Origin of the sequence: Actinomadura atramentaria DSM 43919 (assembly GCF_000381885.1) — a bacterium.
GTDB lineage: Bacteria > Actinomycetota > Actinomycetes > Streptosporangiales > Streptosporangiaceae > Spirillospora > Spirillospora atramentaria.
The window spans coordinates 140,394-155,279 of record NZ_KB907216.1 but is presented as its reverse complement, the minus strand read 5'-3'; the positions used below and the strand labels follow the sequence as shown (position 1 = coordinate 155,279).

Below are 14,886 nucleotides of genomic sequence, written 5' to 3'. Positions count from 1 at the left end.
TCATGCCTTGCGCCGGCCCGCGGCCAGCCGCAGGTAGTCCCGCTGCTCGATCGCGGTGCGGTAGTGGTCGACGGTGGCCTGCGCCACGGCCCGCCAGGCGTACTTCTCCAGCACGCGCGCGAGCCCGGCGGCGCCGACCGCCGCCCGCTCCTCGGGGGAGTCGTGCAGGCGGCGCAGGACGGTCGCCAGCTCCTCGACGTCGCCGGGCGCGACGAGCGGCGCGGCGTCCCCGACGACCTCGGGCAGCGCCCCGGCCCGGCTGGCGACCAGCGGCGTCCCGGACGCCATGTGCTCGACGGCGGGCAGCGAGAAACCCTCGTACCGCGACGGCACCACGGCGATCTCGGCGGAGGCGAGCAGCTCGCCCAGCTCGTCGTCGCTGATCCCGCTGACGAACCGGACCCGGTCGCCGAGCGCCAGTTCGCGGACGAGCTTCTCGGTCGGGCCGTCCTTGCGGGGGCGGCTGACGATCACCACGTGGACGTCGCGCTCGGTCGCGACCTTGGCGACGGCGCGCAGCAGCACGTCCACGCCCTTGATCGGCGCGTCCGCGCTTGCCATCGCGACGATCCGGCCGGGGACGCGCTCGCCGCGCGGGTGGAACACGCCGGTGTCCACGCCGAGCGGGAGGATCTGGATGTCCCGCGGGTCGACGCGGAAGTCCCGCACGATGTCGACCTTGGACGAGCCGGAGACGGTGAGGACCGGCCCGACGCGCCGCGCGACCTGCGCCTGCATCCCGACGAACCCGTACCAGCGGCGCTTGCCGAACCGCGCGAGCGGGTTCTCGGCGGCCTCCAGCTCGATGCGGCGGTCCACGCTGATCGGGTGGTGGATGCTGGTGACCAGCGGCAGCCCGGCGCGGGCGATGCCGAGGTTGCCCCAGCCGAGGACCTGGTTGTCGTGGACGACGTCGAAGTCGCGGCGGCGGCGGCGCAGCTCGCGCAGCGCCCGCAGGCTGAAGGTCAGCGGCTCAGGGAAGCCGCCGGTCTTCATGTGCGCGAACTCCAGGACGTCGATCCAGTCCCGGAACTCCTCGCGCGCGGGGGTCCGGAACGGGTCCTCGTCGCGGTAGAGGTCCAGGGACGGGACCGCCGTGAGGACGATCTCGTCGCGGTCCAGCTCCGGGTACGGCTGCCCGGAGAAGATCTCGACGCGGTGGCCGAGATCGACCAGTTCGCGGCTCAGATGGCGGAGGTACACGCCCTGGCCGCCGCAGTGCGGCTTGCTCCGGTACGAGAGCAGGGCCACGCGCAACGGACCGTCCGACGGCTCAACTGCCTCAGTCACGCCAGCCCCTGCTCACGCATCACTCCTGTCCGTCGCGGCGGTCGCGCTGCCGTGCGCAGCGGCGGCCCCTCGGGTCGATGATGAAACCAGACCTTACGTTACCGGCTGGTTCGGTATTGGGCATCGCGTCCAAGAGTGTTCGCAACACCACACGCAACCCACAACGGGCGAACCGCATTCTTTACGGCCTTCTCGTCAGCCGCGCGGACGGAATGAACTCCACCCGCAGCTCCTTCACGCCGTTGACGAAGTTGGACCGCAGCCGCCGGGGCTCGCCCGCGGGCCGGATGTCGGGCATCCGGTCCAGGATCGTCTCGAACAGCACCGCCAGCTCCAGCCGCGCCAGGTGCGTGCCGAGGCAGTAGTGCGGGCCGCCGCCGCCGAAGCCGACGTGCGGGTTGGGGTTGCGGCCGACGTCGAACGTGAACGGGTCCTCGATGACGCGCTCGTCCCGGTTCGCGGATGCGTAGAACAGGACGACCTTGTCGCCCGCCCTGATCTGTTTCCCGCCCAGTTCGGCGTCGCGCACGGCCGTCCGGCGGAACAGGTTGATCGGGCTCGTCCAGCGGACGATCTCGTCCGGGGCCGTGCGCAGCAGCGAGCGGTCCGCCCGCAGCCGCTCCCACTGGGCCGGGTTCTCGAAGAACGCCTGCATGCCGCCGACCGAGCCGTTGCGGGTCGTCTCGTGGCCCGCGATGACGAGCATGAGCAGGAAGAGCTGGAACTCCTCGATGCTGAGGCGCGCGCCGGTCTCGTCCGGCTGCAGCAGGGTCGTGGCGATGTCGTCGCGCGGGTCGGCGGTCCGCTGCGCGGCGAGCCGCGCCGCGTACTCCATCAGCTCGCCCGCGAAGTCGCGCGCCTGCTCCTTCGCGCCGTTCAGCTCCGGGTCGGCGAAGCCGATGATCCGGTTCGACCAGTCGCAGATGCGGTCGCGGTCCTCGACGGGCGCGCCGAGCAGCTCGCAGATCACGTAGGCGGGCAGGTGCGCGGCGATGTCCCCGACGAAGTCGGCCTCGCCGCGCTCCACGACGTCGTCCAGCAGCTCGTTGCAGATGTCGCGGATGTGGCCTTCGAGGCGGCGGATCATCCGGGGGGTGAAGCCGCGGTTGACCTTGGCGCGGTTGCGCGTGTGGTCGGGCGGGTCCTGGAACAGCATCATCATCCCGTAGAGCAGGATCTCGTCGTCCGTGAACTCCTCGTACATCGAGGTGCGGACGTGGCTGGAGAACGTCTGCGGGTCGCGGGAGACGCGGACGACGTCCTCGTGCCGCGTCACCGCCCAGAAGCCGGGCACGCGCGGGTCGAGGTCGCGGTGCCAGTGGACGGCGTCGTGGTCGCGCAGCCAGCGGAACTGCTCGTGGGGGACGCCGGAGCGCTCGTAGACGCCCGGGTCGATGACGTCGATCTCGGGGGCGGTGCCGGTGTCGGGTCCGGGCATGGGGATGTCCTTCGGCTCGGGGTCGTCCGTCGGGGGGTCCTTGGCCGGGTTCCGCTTCGCGCCGCGCGGTTCCGGTCGATCTTGGTTGACCGATCGCTTGCTTGGGATACCTGAATAGAACGAGTTCTAACATGAGACTCGCGTCTGGACAAGGGTCTCATCCGCCGCCGCGCGCGGGGCGCGGCGGCGGACCGCTGCTAGAGGCGTTCGAGGACGGTCGCGGTCGACAGCGCGCCGCCGCAGCACATCGTCACGAGCGCGGTCGACGCGTCGCGGCGCTCCAGCTCGTGCAGCGCGGTCGTCAGCAGGCGCGCGCCCGTCGCGCCGACCGGGTGGCCGAGCGCGATGGCGCCGCCGTTGGCGTTGACGCGGTCCATGTCCGGTCCGTGGACCGACGCCCACGACAGGACGACCGACGCGAACGCCTCGTTGATCTCGATCACGTCGATGTCGCCGATCGCCATCCCGGCCTTGGCCAGGACGCGTTCGGTGGACTGCACCGGGCCGTCCAGGTGGTAGTACGGCTCCGCGCCGACGAGCGCCTGCGCGCGGATGCGGGCGCGCGGGCGCAGGCCGAGCGCGCGGGCCCGGTCCTCGTCCATCAGCAGGACGGCCGCCGCGCCGTCGCTGATCTGGGAGGACGTGCCCGCCGTGTGCAGGCCGTCGGGCAGGACGGCGCGGAGGCCGGACAGGCTCTCGACGGTGGTCTCGCGCAGGCCCTGGTCGCGGGTGACGGTCCTGGTCTCGCCGGTCGGGTTTCCCTCGGCGTCCAGGACGGGCGCGTCGATCGGGGTGATCTCCCGCTCGAAGCGGCCGTCCGCCCACGCCTTGGCGGCGTTGCGCTGCGAGCGCGCGCCGAACGCGTCCAGGTCCGCGCGGGACAGCCCCCGGCGGCGCGCGATGCGCTCGGCCGCCTCGAACTGGTTCGGCATGTCGATCGACCAGTCCGCCGGGTGCGGGTTCGCGGGCAGCACGTTGCTGCCGAGCGGGGCGCGGCTCATCACCTCCACGCCGCAGCCGATCGCCGTCTCGACGGCCCCGGCGGCGATCTGCGCGGCGGCGAGGTGGACGGCCTGCTGCGCCGACCCGCACTGCGCGTCCAGCGTCGTGACGCCCGCCTGCCACGGCAGCCCGGCGTACAGCCACGCGTACCGGCCGACGTGGCCGCCCTGCTCGCCCGCCTGCGTGACGCACCCGGCGAAAACCTGTTCTACCTCGACCGGGTCGAGTCCCGCGCGGTCCACGACGGCGGTCAGCGCGTGCGCGAGCACCGCCTGCGCCTTCAGTCCGGCCAGCCAGCCATTGCGTTTGCCCTGCGGGGTCCGTGTCGCCTCGACGATCACCGGCGTGCCCATGCCGCCTCCTCGGTAGGGGGAATCAACCAGAAATGTAACCTGTTCTAGTTGAGTGGGTCACGCGTAGCGGACCGGGAACTCCTTGATCCCGTTCAGCCACGCCGACCGCAGCCGCCGGGGCTCGCCCGCCGCGCGGATCTCCGGCATCCGGTCCGCGACGGCCTCGAACATCAGGCCGATCTCCAGCCGGGCCAGGTTCGCGCCGATGCAGTAGTGCGCGCCCGTGCCGCCGAAGCCCAGGTGGGGGTTGGGGGAGCGGGTTATGTCGAACGCGCCGGGGTTCTCGAAGACCTCCTCGTCGAAGTTCGCGGAGCTGTAGTACATGGCGACGCGGTCGCCCGCGCGGATCGGGACGCCGCCCAGCTCGGTGTCGACCGTCGCCGTGCGCTGGAACGCCGTCACGGGCGTCGCCCAGCGGACGATCTCGTCGGCCGCCGTCTCCGGGCGCTCGGCCTTGAACAGCTCCCACTGCTCCGGGTTGTCCAGGAACGCGATCATGCCGTGGGTGATGGCGTTGCGGGTCGTCTCGTTGCCCGCGACGGCGAGCAGGATCATGAAGTAGCCGAACTCGTCGTCGGACAGGCCCGCCCCGTCCACGTCCGCCTCGACGAGCCGCGTCACGATGTCGTGCGCCGGGCAGCCCCGGCGGCGCTCGGCCAGGCCCATCGAGTACCCGACGATCTCCGCCGCAGCGCAGGCCGGGTCCGCGTCGAATTCCGGGTCGTCGTAGCCGAGCATCTGGTTCGACCAGTCGAACAGCCGGCCCCGGTCCTCCTGCGGGACGCCCATCAGCTCCGCGATGGCCTGCAGCGGCAGCTCGGCGGCGATCTCGGTGACGAAGTCGCCCCCGCCGCCGCGCCGCCGCGCGTCCGCCACGATCCGCTCCGCGCGCTCGGCCAGCGCGTCCCGCAGCCCGTTGATCACGCGCGGCGTGAACCCGCGCGACACGATCCGGCGCAGCTTGTTGTGCCTCGGCGGGTCCATGTGCAGCAGCAGCGCCTCGCGCTGCAACTCCAGCTCCGCCGGGTCGAAGTCCGCGTTGAACCGGATCACGGCGCCGTTGGCGTTGGCCGAGAACCGCTCGTGGTCGCGGCTGACCTCCTTGATGTGGGCGTGCTTGCTGACGACCCAGAAGCCGTCGTCGGCGAATCCCGTCCGCCCGCGCGGCTGCGGGTTCCACCACGGCCGCGCGGCGGCCCGCAGTGCCGCGAACTCGGCCAGCGGAACCCGCTCGGCCATCAGGTCGGGGCTGCAGAAGTCGAAGTCCGGGGGGACGGGGGCGGGTGCGGTCGCGGACAGTGCGGTCGGGCTCATAGGTGCTCCCCAGTGCGCTCACGGCCGGAAACCCTCCCGGCCGCGCCGATGAGACTCGAGTCTAACCACAGGTATCACCATAAGTCTCTACCCCGGTCCCATGCTCCCCCACGCTCCGGGAGGTCCTTGTTGATCGAGGTTCGGGTGGGGCGGGTCGGAGCGGGGGAAAGCGCCCGAAGGGGGTGGAGGGTCGTTACTCTTCCGCTGGAGCGGGCGAGGGAATGAGGTGCCGACGTGCGGGTGTGGCGGGGGAGCGTCGTCCGGAACGCGGGTCGGGCCGGGGTCGTCGGCGTGCTGGTGGTCGTCTACATCGTCATGGCGATCGGGATGTCGGTGGTGCTGGGGCCTCGGCCTTCCGAACCGGTGGGCGACCCCGTTGTCGCGCGGGCGGCCGCGCCCGATCCGCTCGCGCCGTTCGCGGGGTCGCCCGCGGCGCGGTGGCCGGACGGGGAGTTCGGGCTCGTCACGCCCAGGCCGCGGGCGATGGCCGGGTTCACCGAGGAAGAGGTCTCGCTCGCCTACTGGCATGTGCGGAAGATGCTGTCGGCGGCGAATCTGGACAAGCGGGCGCTCTATCGGCGTGATCCGCGGGCGCTCGCCGCGTTGCTGACGCCTGCGCAGCGGGCGGGGCTGCTGGCGCGGCGGTCGGACCGGAGCGTCTGGGTCACGTCGTTCGCGCCGGGGGCGGCGGAGGCCGCGGTCCCGTCCGTCAAGGTGCGGGGGACGATCACCGCCGAGCCCGCCGTGGACCGGGGACGGACGGTCGTGCGGGTCAAGGCCCGGCACGTCTTCGTGTACGCGGTGCGGCCGCCGGGGCGGCGCGGGTCGGTCGCGCGGGTCGTCGTCCGGCGCGACACGACGCTGCTCATCGTCCGGTCGGGCCCGGCGGTGGCCGTCGAACTGCGCTCGACGGCGGTCGGCGCGGCCGGGGTGCGTTGCGGCTCCAAGGACGGGCTGCTGCGGCCGGTGTTCGACGGGGCGGGCGGCGGGGCCGCCGCGAGCGGCGCGCCCGTCGATCCGTACGACCTCTCGACCGACCCCGCGCGGGGCGCGCGCGACGAGTGCGGGACCGCGACGCGGACCTGACCGCGCCCGGGCGCCGCCGCCGGTGCGCGCGGGGTCCAGCGGCTTCTACCGGGACCTGACCGCGCCCGGGCACGGCCCGCGCGGGGTCCAGCGGCTTCTATCGGGACCTGACCGCGCCCGGGGAGCGCGGAGCCGGCCGCGCGGGTGCGCGGCCGGGGGCGGGCCGGGGTCAGCCGCTGACGTTCGGGTCGGAGTCGGACGCCGCGTCCCGCTCCATCTCGCGCTGTTGCGCCGCCTCGGCCTGCGCGAGGCTCTCGTCCGGCGGGTCCTCGGGCACCGCCGCGCGGTCGGCGTCCTCGTCGGTGACGATCATCGCGTCGTCCTCCGGCCCGAACCCGCGCACGCTCGGCACCTCGCGGCCGAGCAGCTCGCCGTCGCCGTCGTCGGCGGGCACCACCCGGCCCGGCTTGGCCTCGGTGTCGGAGACCCACTCGCCGACCTCCGACGCGTCGGTGTCCTGCACCGCGTCCGGCTCCTCCTGCCAGAACCGCTGGTCGAGGGTCTCGCCCTGCTGCTGCTCCTCGGCCGTCGCGCCGAAGCGCTCGACCGTGGACCAGTGCTCGGGGACCGTGATCCCCTCGTCCAGCGGGTCCTCGGTGGGCGCGCCGTCGAGGGTCTGCGCGGGGTCGAGGATTCCGTCGTTCACGTACTCCGGCTCGTCTTCCTGTCGGGCCATGATCCGTGCCCCCCTTCTGGAGCTTTCTCGCCTCCACCCTCGCCGCGATCGGCGGGCCCAAACACGCGTTTGAACACGCGGTCAGTGCAGCGCGTCGTAGAGCGCGGTGGTGGCCAGCTCCATCGCCGCCTGGTTGGCGCGGCTGTCGCGCAGCGCGTCGATCATCGCGAAGTCGTGGACCATGCCGCCGAGCCGGACGGCGGTCACGTCCACCCCGGCCTGCCGGAGCTTGGCCGCGTACGCCTCGCCCTCGTCGCGCAGCACGTCCGCCTCGCCGTTGAGGATCAGCGACGGCGGGAGGCCGCGGAGCTGGTCGACGCTCGCGCGCAGCGGGGACGCGTGGACCTCCGCGCGTACGGCCGGGTCGGGCGCGTACTGGTCCCAGAACCACTTCATGCCGTCGCGGTTCAGGTAGAAGCCCTCGCCGAACTCGCGGTAGGACTCGGTGTCGAAGTCGGCGTCGGTGACCGGGTAGAACAGCACCTGGCTCCGGAACCGGACGTCGCCGCGCTCGGCCGCCATGATCGTCAGGACGGTCGCCATGTTCCCGCCGACCGAGTCCCCGACGACGGCCGTGAAGTCGGCGTCCAGCCCCTTGTCCGCGCCGTGCCGCATGATCCACCGCGCGACGGCGTAGCACTGCTCGACCGCCGTCGGGTACCGCGCCTCGGGCGCGCGGTCGTACTCGGGGAACACCACGGCGGCGTCGGCGCGGACGGCCAGTTCCCGCACCAGCCGGTCGTGCGTCCGCGCGGAGCCGAACACCCAGCCCGCGCCGTGGACGTAGAGGATCACCGGGAGCGTCCCGGTCGCGCCGGGCGGGCGGACGATCCGGACGGGCACGGTGCCGGTCGGGCCGCCCTCGACCTGGATCCACTCCTCGTCCACCTCGGGTTTGGGGACGCCGGTGTCGGTCTGCAGGTCCTCCAGCACCTGGCGGCCCTGCTCGGGCGGCAGTTCGTAGATGTAGGGGCGCTCGGCGTTGGCGTCGGCGAACTCCTGCGCCGACGGCTCCAGGATGATCTCCCTGCGGGTGAGCGTCTCGGCCATGCCTCCTCCTCGGGACGGTGGGACGGCCGGTCGGGTCCGCGCGTGCGCGGTGCGGACGGCCGCCGGTCCGCGCCCCTCACGTCACCAGTGGGAAACGGTCGCCAACCCACAAACCTGCCAAATCGGGCAAAGCCCGCGTGGCGCGGCGGGCGCACCGCACTACGATGGGCCGATTCCGGCCCGTGTGCTCCCCCTGGCAGGACGGAAGGTCCGCAATGTTCGTGTTGGTCGTCCTAACGATCATCCCGGTCGCCCCGCTGGTGTTCGTCGTACGGTGCGTTCGCTCCATCGCCGGCCGACGCGGACTGCGCACCCGCGGCCACCGCGCGTGGGGTGTGGTCGTCGATGTCGGGGCGACCTGGGTTCCGTCGCGCAGCAACCCCGGCTCGGGCCAGTACGTCCACCACCCGGTCGTCCGGTACCGGGGCGATGACGGGTACGAGCGCCAGGCGGTCAGCGAGGTCGGCACGCGCCGCGTCCGCTTCCGGCCCGGGGAGCAGATCGTCGTCGTGTACGACCCGGCGAACCCCGACCGGGTCCGGCCGGAGGCGATGCTCGGCTCGGGCGGCTTCGGTAACTGGCTGGGTCTGGTGCTCAGCATCGTCCTGTTCCTGGCGCTCGCCGCCGGGGCCGCGACCTTCTGGTACCTGAAGTTGTCGTGACGCGGGCCCGGCGGGTGCTCAGGCGGGACTCCGTCCGGATACTCAGTTCTGACTTGGGGTTGTTTGCTCGTATTTGAGCGGGTTGCGGTGCTCTGTCGGGCGCGGCGCCGCCGGACGAGGCTGGGCGCACGCCCGCCGCCCGGCGCGGCGCCGACCGTCACCCCGGGGAGCCCCCGTGAGAGCCCGCATCACCGCCGTCGCCGCGCACCTGCCGCCGGACACGATGACCAGCGCCGAGGTCGAGGCGCGCGTCGCCGCCGCGAGCGACGGCTTCCGCCCGCTGCCGACGATCGTCGAGCGCATGACCGGCATCCGGACCCGGCACGTCCTGCCGGACGGCGCGCAGGCGTCCGACCTCGCCGTCGCGGCGGCCCGCGCCGCGCTCGCCGACCGGGGGCTGCCGCCGGACGCGCTGGACCTGCTCGTGTTCGGCTCGGCGTCGCAGGACATGATCGAGCCCGCGACCGCGCACATCGTCGCGGCCAAGCTCGGCGCGTCCTGCCCGGTCTTCGACGTCAAGAACGCCTGCAACAGCTTCCTCAACGGCCTGCAGACGGCCGAGGCGCTGATCCGCACCGGCCAGGCCGAGCGCGCGCTGGTCTGCACCGGGGAGAGCCCGTCGCGCGCCGTGCGGTGGCGGGTCCGCGACCGCGCCGCGTTCGTGGACGCGTTCGCGGGCTACACGCTGTCGGACGGCGGCGCGGCCGTCCTGCTGGAGGCCGCGCCGGACGGCGGCGTGTTCTACCGCGACTTCGCGGCGGTGTCGGCGGCGTGGGGGATCGGGACGCTGCCGGGCGGCGGGTCCGCGCACCCGCGCGACCCGGAGTTCACCTACTTCAGCGGCGACGGGCGGCGGCTCAAGGACGCGTTCGTCGCCGCCGGGCCGGAGATCTTCCGGACGGCGCTGGAGAAGACCGGCCTGACCTGGGACGACTTCGCGGTCGTCGCCGTCCACCAGGTGACGCTGCCGTACCTGGAGATCCTGCGGTCGATGCTGGACATCCCGCCCGGCAAGCTCGTCGTGACGCTGCCCGAGCACGGGAACCTGGCGTCCGCGAGCCTGCCGTTCCAGCTCGCGACCGCGCTGGCCGACGGGCGCTGCCGCTCGGGCGACCGCGTCGCGCTGCTCGGGCTGGCGGGCGGCGTCAGCCTCGGCGTGCTGTTCGCGGAGCTGTGATGCGGCTCTTCGTGATCGTCCCGGCCTACGACGAGGAGCAGTCGGTCGGTGCGACGCTGGCGCGGCTCGCGGAGCAGACCGATCCGCACTTCACCGTCCTCGTCGTGGACAACGGGAGTACGGACGGGACCGTCGCGGTCGTCCGCGCGTTCGCCGCCGCGAACCCCACGCTGGATCTGCGGCTCGTCGGCGAAGCCCAGAAGGGCACCGGTGCCGCCGCCGACACCGGCATGCGCGCCGCGATCCGCGCGGGCGCGACGCACCTGGCCCGCACCGACGCGGACTGCCTGCCCGACCGCGACTGGGTCGCGGCCGTGAAGCGCGCGTTCGGCGACGGGCTGGAGATGGTCAGCGGCCCGCTGCGGCCCCGCACCGACGAGTTCCCGCTGAAGTGGTGGGAGCGGCGGCTGCTCCCGGCCGTCATCGGGACCGCCGCGCTGTTCGGGCGGCTGCGGTCCGGCAACCGCGACCCGCTCGCACTTGGGCCGTACGTGATGATGCCCGGCTGCAACGTCGCGCTGACCGCCGCGCTGTACGAGCGGTCGGGCGGGTTCCCGCGCACCCGCATCGAGGACGTCCACGAGGACCGGGCGCTGGTCAACCGCGTCCGGCGCGTCACGGCCGCGTACGGACTGCGCCGGGACGTGGTCGTGTACGGGTCGGTGCGGCGGCTGCGCGCGTTCGGGCTCGTCGGGACGCTCGGCTGGTACGCCGACCACCGGTACCGGCCCGACGTCGTGGACATCCGGCCACGGCATCTCCGGCCGGTCGAGCACGAGGGCGCGCGATGAACGCCGACACCTGGGAGCGGCGGCTGTTCCTCGCCGCGCATCCCGTGGCGTACCCCCTGCTGCGCGGGCTCGCCGCCGCCGGGCCGGTCGTGCGGGTGCCCGGCGTCGGCGTCGTCGTGAACGACGCGGCGGTCGCCCGCGACGTGCTGCTGGACGGCGCGACGTTCCGCAAGGACGGCCCCGGCTCGCCCGGCGACCTGTGGACGCCCGTCCTCGGCCCGTCCGTGCTCCTCAACATGGAGGGCGACGCGCACCGCGAGCTGCGCCGCAAGCTCGCGGGCCTGTTCACGCCCGCGAACACCGCCGAACTGTGCGGGCGCGTGCTGGCCGGGCCGCTGGCGGAGCTGGCCGCGCGCCTGCGCGCCGGAGCGGAGGTCGACGTCGTCGCGGCGGCGAAGGCCGCGGCGGGCGCGGTCATCGCCGCCGTCATCGGCCTGGACGGAGCCGACCACCGCCGCCTGTACGCCGAGGGCGAGCGGATCACCGCGCTCGTGTCCCTGCGCACCCGGCGGCTGACGCCCGCGCAGGTCGCGCGCGCCCGCGCCGTCCTCGCGCCGCTCGGCGACGCGGCCGCCGCCGCGTACGCCGCCGGGGACGAGCGGACCGTGATGGGCCGGATGCGCGCCCTCGGCCTGTCCGCCGCCGAGGCGCGCGGCGCGGCCGGGGCGTTCTTCCTCACCGGCACCGAGACCGTCGCGACGCTGCTGCCGCGCCTGGTCGCGCTCCTGCACGACAGCGGGACGCTCGACGCCGTCGCCCGCGACCGCGCGCTGCTGGACGGCGCGATCGACGAGGCGATGCGCGTCACCACCCCGACTCCGGTGATGCTGCGCAGCGTCCACCGGCCCGCCGCCGTCGCCGGGACGCGCGTGACGCCCGGCGACCGGATCGTCATCGCCACCCACACCTGCTGCCGCGCCGCCGGGCCGTTCGCGCCCGCCCGCCCCGCCGCGCCCGAGCTGCGCCGGCTCTGGTTCGGCGCGGGACCGCACTTCTGCCTCGGCTACCCGCTCGCGCTCGCGGAGGTCCGCGCGGTCGCCGGGACGCTGCTGGACGCCGCCCCGCTCACCGTCACCGGCCGCGCCGCCGCGCGCCGGGTCCTGCTGCCCGCCTACCGGCGGCTCACCGTCCGGAGGGAAACGCCATGACGCTCGTCCGCCGCCTGCTCGACCGGGCCGCCGCCGCGCCCGGGGACGTCGCGCTCGTCGCCGGGGACGGCGCGGAGCTGACCTTCGGGGAGCTGCGCCGCCGCGTCCTCGCCGTCCGGCACGGGCTGATGGCCGCCGGACTGCGGCCGGGGGAGCGCGTCCTGTTCTCGGTGCGGCCGTCCCCGGCGTCGCTGGTGCTCGCGCTCGGCGCCGTCGCGGCGGGCGGCGTCGTGGTGTTCGCCGACCCCGGCGCGGGGCCGGAGATGTTCGCCGCGCGGCTGCGGCTCGCCGCGCCGACGTGGTCGGCCGCCGAGTCGTTGCTGTACGCGGCGGGCGGCTCGGCGGTCGGCCGGGCGCTGGCGCGGCGGCGCGGGCTGGCGCTGCCCGACCTGGCGCGGCTCGGCGCGGCCCGGCACGTGCGCGTCGGGCCGCGGCTGCCCGGCGTGCCGCGCGGCGCGCTGTCGCTGGGGGCGATCCTGCGCGGCCCGGCGCCCGAGCCGGGGCTGGACGGGCCGCCGGACGCGCCCGCCGTCGTCATCTTCACGTCGGGGACGACCGAGCGGCCGCGCGCGGTCGTCCACACGCAGGCGTCGCTGGCCGCCGCGCTCGACGTCCTGCGGGCGCGGCTCCCGCTCGGGCCCGGCGACACCGTCCACACCGACCAGCTCATGCTGGGCCTGCCCGCGCTGCTCGTCGGCGCGCGCTGGTCGCTGCCGCCGCTCGGCGGGACGCCGGAGCGGTTCGCGCGCGACCTGGCCGCGCGCGGCGCGACGCACACGTTCTGCGTGCCCGTCCACCTCGCCGACGTCCTGGACGTCCGGCCGCGGCTGCCCGAGACGCTGCGGTACGTCCTGCTCGGGGCCGCGCCCGCGCCCGCCGCGCTGCTGCGCCGCGCCGTCGCCGCCGCGCCGACCGCCGAGGTGCTGTCGGTGTACGGGATGACGGAGATCCTGCCGGTCGCGGTCGCGTCGGCCGCCGAGAAGCTCGCGCACACCGAGTCCGGCGCGGCCGGGGACCTGCTCGGCGCGCCGCTGGCCGACGCCGCGCTCGCGGCGGACGGCGAACTGCTGCTGTCCGGGCCGAACCTGTGCCTGGGCTACCTCGGCGAACCGCCGCTGGACCGGCTCGCGACCGGCGACCTCGCGCGGCTCGACGGCGGGCGGATCGTCCTGACCGGCCGCAAGAAGGACATGCTGATCCGGGGGAAGTTCAACCTGTACCCGGGCCTGTACGAACCGGCGGTCGCGGCGCTGCCCGGCGTGACCGAGGCGGCGATCGTCGGCGTCCCGGACGCGGCGACCGGCGACGAGCGCGTCGTCCTCGCCGTCACCGGGACGGCGGACCCGGCCGAGCTGCGCCGCCGCCTGCCCGGCGTGCTCGACCACGCGGCGCTGCCGGACGAGGTCGTGGTGCTGCCGGAGCTGCCGCGCTCGGGGCGGTCCCGCAAGCTGGACCGGGCGCTGCTGCGCGAGCTGGTCGCCGGAGGCGCGGCATGAGGGTCGCGGTGACGGGGGCGTCGGGGTTCGTCGGGGGTGCGGTGTGCCGGGAGCTCGTCGCGCGGGGCGTCGCGGTCGCGGCGTTCGGGCGGCGCGCGCGGGTGGCCGCCGCGCACGTCGGGGGCGCGCCGTACCGGGCGTGGGACCTGACGGGCGCGGCGCCGCGCGGTCTCCCGGCCGTGGACGCGGTCGTCCACTGCGCGGGGAGCGTCACCGACTGGGGGAGCGCGGCGGAGATGTTCGCCGTCAACGTCGGCGGGACGCGGGCGGCGCTCGCGGCGTTCCCGGACGCGCGGTTCGTCCACGTCAGCACCGCGAGCGTGTACGACCCGGCGCGGCCGACCGTCCGCGCGACCGAGGACGCCGCGCCCGTCGCGCGGTACGTCAACGCGTACGGGGCGTCCAAGGCGACCGCGGAACGGGTCGCGGCGGGGCGCGGGGCGATCGTGCTGCGGCCGCACGCCGTGTACGGGCCGGGCGACACGACGCTGCTGCCGCGCGTGCTCGGCGCGGTGCGCGGGCCGCTGCTCGTCGCGGCCGGGACGGGACGGCAGCTCGTCAGCCTGACCTCGGTCGGCAACCTCGCCGCCGCGTGCGCGCTCGCCGCGACCGGGCCGGTCGGGCGCGGCGTGTTCAACGTGACCGACGCCGAGCCGGTCGTGCTCGACGACGCCCTGCGCGCGATCCTCGCCGAACGCGGCGTGCGCGCCCGGCCGGTGTACGTCCCGGCGCGGCTCGCGGCGCCGGTGGCGGCGGCGGTCGAGGGCGCGTTCCTGCTGGCGCGGCGGCCGTCCCCGCCGCGCCTCACCCGGTACGCGGTCGGGCACCTGGCCGTCGAGCGGACGCTGGACATCACCGCCGCGCGGACCGTCCTCGGCTACGACCCCGCGCCGACGTCCTTCGCCGGGGCCACCGACTGGTGACCGCGCATCCGCCCGAGCGCGGACGGGTCCAGGCTGCGGTGCAGCGTCTCCAGCGCGGCGCGGACCTCCGCGAGCCGCGCCGGGTCATCGGTGCCGAGCGCCGCCGCCAGCGCCCGGTCGATCGGCGCGGCGCGGACCTCCGCGACGCGCTCGGACACCGTCCGGGCCGGGTGGACGAGCATCCGGCGGCGGTCGGCGGGGTCCGGGGCCGTCTCGACGCTCCCGGCCTCGCGCAGCCGCGCGACGCAGGTGGACACCTTGCTCTGCGGGAAGCCGGTCCGCGCGGCGATCTCCCCGATCGCGGAGCCGGGATGCTCGCGGACGTCGGCGGCGACGACCAGGACGGACCGGTGGCTCGTGCCGCGCGCGGCCCCGGGGGAGACGTCGCCGGTGGGGATGGCCTCCTCGCCGATCTTCATGAGGGTGCGGCCCAGGAGGAACAGCTCGATTCCGTTCACGCCCGCCAGATTACATCCGAAG

The 14,886-nt window shown here is 74.9% G+C and carries 14 protein-coding genes; 7 read left to right on the top strand and 7 right to left on the bottom strand.

What is annotated here, in order from left to right:
• The 4 genes from G339_RS0121765 to G339_RS0121750 all read right to left on the bottom strand — a co-directional run bounded on the left by G339_RS0121765 (nt 1) and on the right by G339_RS0121750 (nt 5,397).
• Nucleotides 1-1,290 carry a glycosyltransferase family 4 protein gene (locus G339_RS0121765; protein WP_026341662.1) on the bottom strand — a complete coding sequence of 430 codons (1,290 nt, stop codon included), beginning with the start codon at nt 1,288-1,290 and terminating at the stop codon, nt 1-3.
• Nucleotides 1,291-1,471: 181 nt separating this feature from the next.
• Nucleotides 1,472-2,728: a cytochrome P450 gene (locus tag G339_RS0121760; RefSeq protein ID WP_019633178.1), complete on the bottom strand. Its 1,257-nt coding sequence runs from the start codon at nt 2,726-2,728 to the stop codon at nt 1,472-1,474.
• 197 nt (nt 2,729-2,925) lie between these two features.
• The gene (locus G339_RS0121755) at nt 2,926-4,083 is read right to left on the bottom strand and encodes a steroid 3-ketoacyl-CoA thiolase (protein ID WP_019633177.1); all 1,158 of its coding nucleotides are present in this window, start codon (nt 4,081-4,083) and stop codon (nt 2,926-2,928) included.
• Between the two features lie 57 nt (nt 4,084-4,140).
• Nucleotides 4,141-5,397 carry a cytochrome P450 gene (locus G339_RS0121750; protein ID WP_019633176.1) on the bottom strand — a complete coding sequence of 419 codons (1,257 nt, stop codon included), beginning with the start codon at nt 5,395-5,397 and terminating at the stop codon, nt 4,141-4,143.
• 234 nt (nt 5,398-5,631) lie between these two features.
• On the opposite strand from G339_RS0121750, the gene G339_RS0121745 reads away from it, so the two are divergent.
• The gene (locus G339_RS0121745) at nt 5,632-6,483 is read left to right on the top strand and encodes a hypothetical protein (protein WP_019633175.1); all 852 of its coding nucleotides are present in this window, start codon (nt 5,632-5,634) and stop codon (nt 6,481-6,483) included.
• A gap of 169 nt (nt 6,484-6,652) precedes the next feature.
• Here the strand turns inward: G339_RS0121745 and G339_RS39050 are convergent, their stop codons facing one another.
• Nucleotides 6,653-7,159 carry a hypothetical protein gene (locus G339_RS39050; protein WP_019633174.1) on the bottom strand — a complete coding sequence of 169 codons (507 nt, stop codon included), beginning with the start codon at nt 7,157-7,159 and terminating at the stop codon, nt 6,653-6,655.
• 81 nt (nt 7,160-7,240) lie between these two features.
• Entirely contained in the window at nt 7,241-8,209 is a 969-nt protein-coding gene (locus tag G339_RS0121735) for an alpha/beta hydrolase (protein WP_019633173.1), read from the bottom strand.
• A 221-nt stretch (nt 8,210-8,430) separates the two neighbouring features.
• On the opposite strand from G339_RS0121735, the gene G339_RS0121730 reads away from it, so the two are divergent.
• The 6 genes from G339_RS0121730 to G339_RS0121705 all read left to right on the top strand — a co-directional run bounded on the left by G339_RS0121730 (nt 8,431) and on the right by G339_RS0121705 (nt 14,406).
• Entirely contained in the window at nt 8,431-8,871 is a 441-nt protein-coding gene (locus G339_RS0121730) for a DUF3592 domain-containing protein (protein WP_169514771.1), read from the top strand.
• A 175-nt stretch (nt 8,872-9,046) separates the two neighbouring features.
• Nucleotides 9,047-10,048, top strand: a complete 1,002-nt coding sequence (locus tag G339_RS0121725) for a 3-oxoacyl-ACP synthase III family protein (RefSeq protein ID WP_019633171.1) — start codon at nt 9,047-9,049, stop codon at nt 10,046-10,048.
• The gene (locus G339_RS0121720) at nt 10,048-10,839 is read left to right on the top strand and encodes a glycosyltransferase family A protein (RefSeq protein ID WP_019633170.1); all 792 of its coding nucleotides are present in this window, start codon (nt 10,048-10,050) and stop codon (nt 10,837-10,839) included. Before G339_RS0121725 ends, G339_RS0121720 begins: the two co-directional genes overlap by 1 nt.
• Nucleotides 10,836-11,987 (top strand): cytochrome P450, encoded by a 1,152-nt coding sequence (locus G339_RS0121715; protein WP_019633169.1) that lies wholly within the window; start codon nt 10,836-10,838, stop codon nt 11,985-11,987. Before G339_RS0121720 ends, G339_RS0121715 begins: the two co-directional genes overlap by 4 nt.
• Entirely contained in the window at nt 11,984-13,483 is a 1,500-nt protein-coding gene (locus G339_RS0121710) for a class I adenylate-forming enzyme family protein (protein ID WP_019633168.1), read from the top strand. Before G339_RS0121715 ends, G339_RS0121710 begins: the two co-directional genes overlap by 4 nt.
• On the top strand, nt 13,480-14,406 hold the full coding sequence (locus tag G339_RS0121705) for an NAD-dependent epimerase/dehydratase family protein (RefSeq protein ID WP_019633167.1): 927 nt from the start codon (nt 13,480-13,482) through the stop codon (nt 14,404-14,406). The genes G339_RS0121710 and G339_RS0121705 overlap by 4 nt, the downstream gene beginning before the upstream one ends.
• On the opposite strand, the gene G339_RS0121700 is transcribed toward G339_RS0121705, so the two are convergent.
• The gene (locus tag G339_RS0121700) at nt 14,361-14,864 is read right to left on the bottom strand and encodes a MarR family winged helix-turn-helix transcriptional regulator (protein ID WP_019633166.1); all 504 of its coding nucleotides are present in this window, start codon (nt 14,862-14,864) and stop codon (nt 14,361-14,363) included. The genes G339_RS0121705 and G339_RS0121700 overlap by 46 nt on opposite strands.
• Nucleotides 14,865-14,886 lie beyond the last annotated feature (22 nt).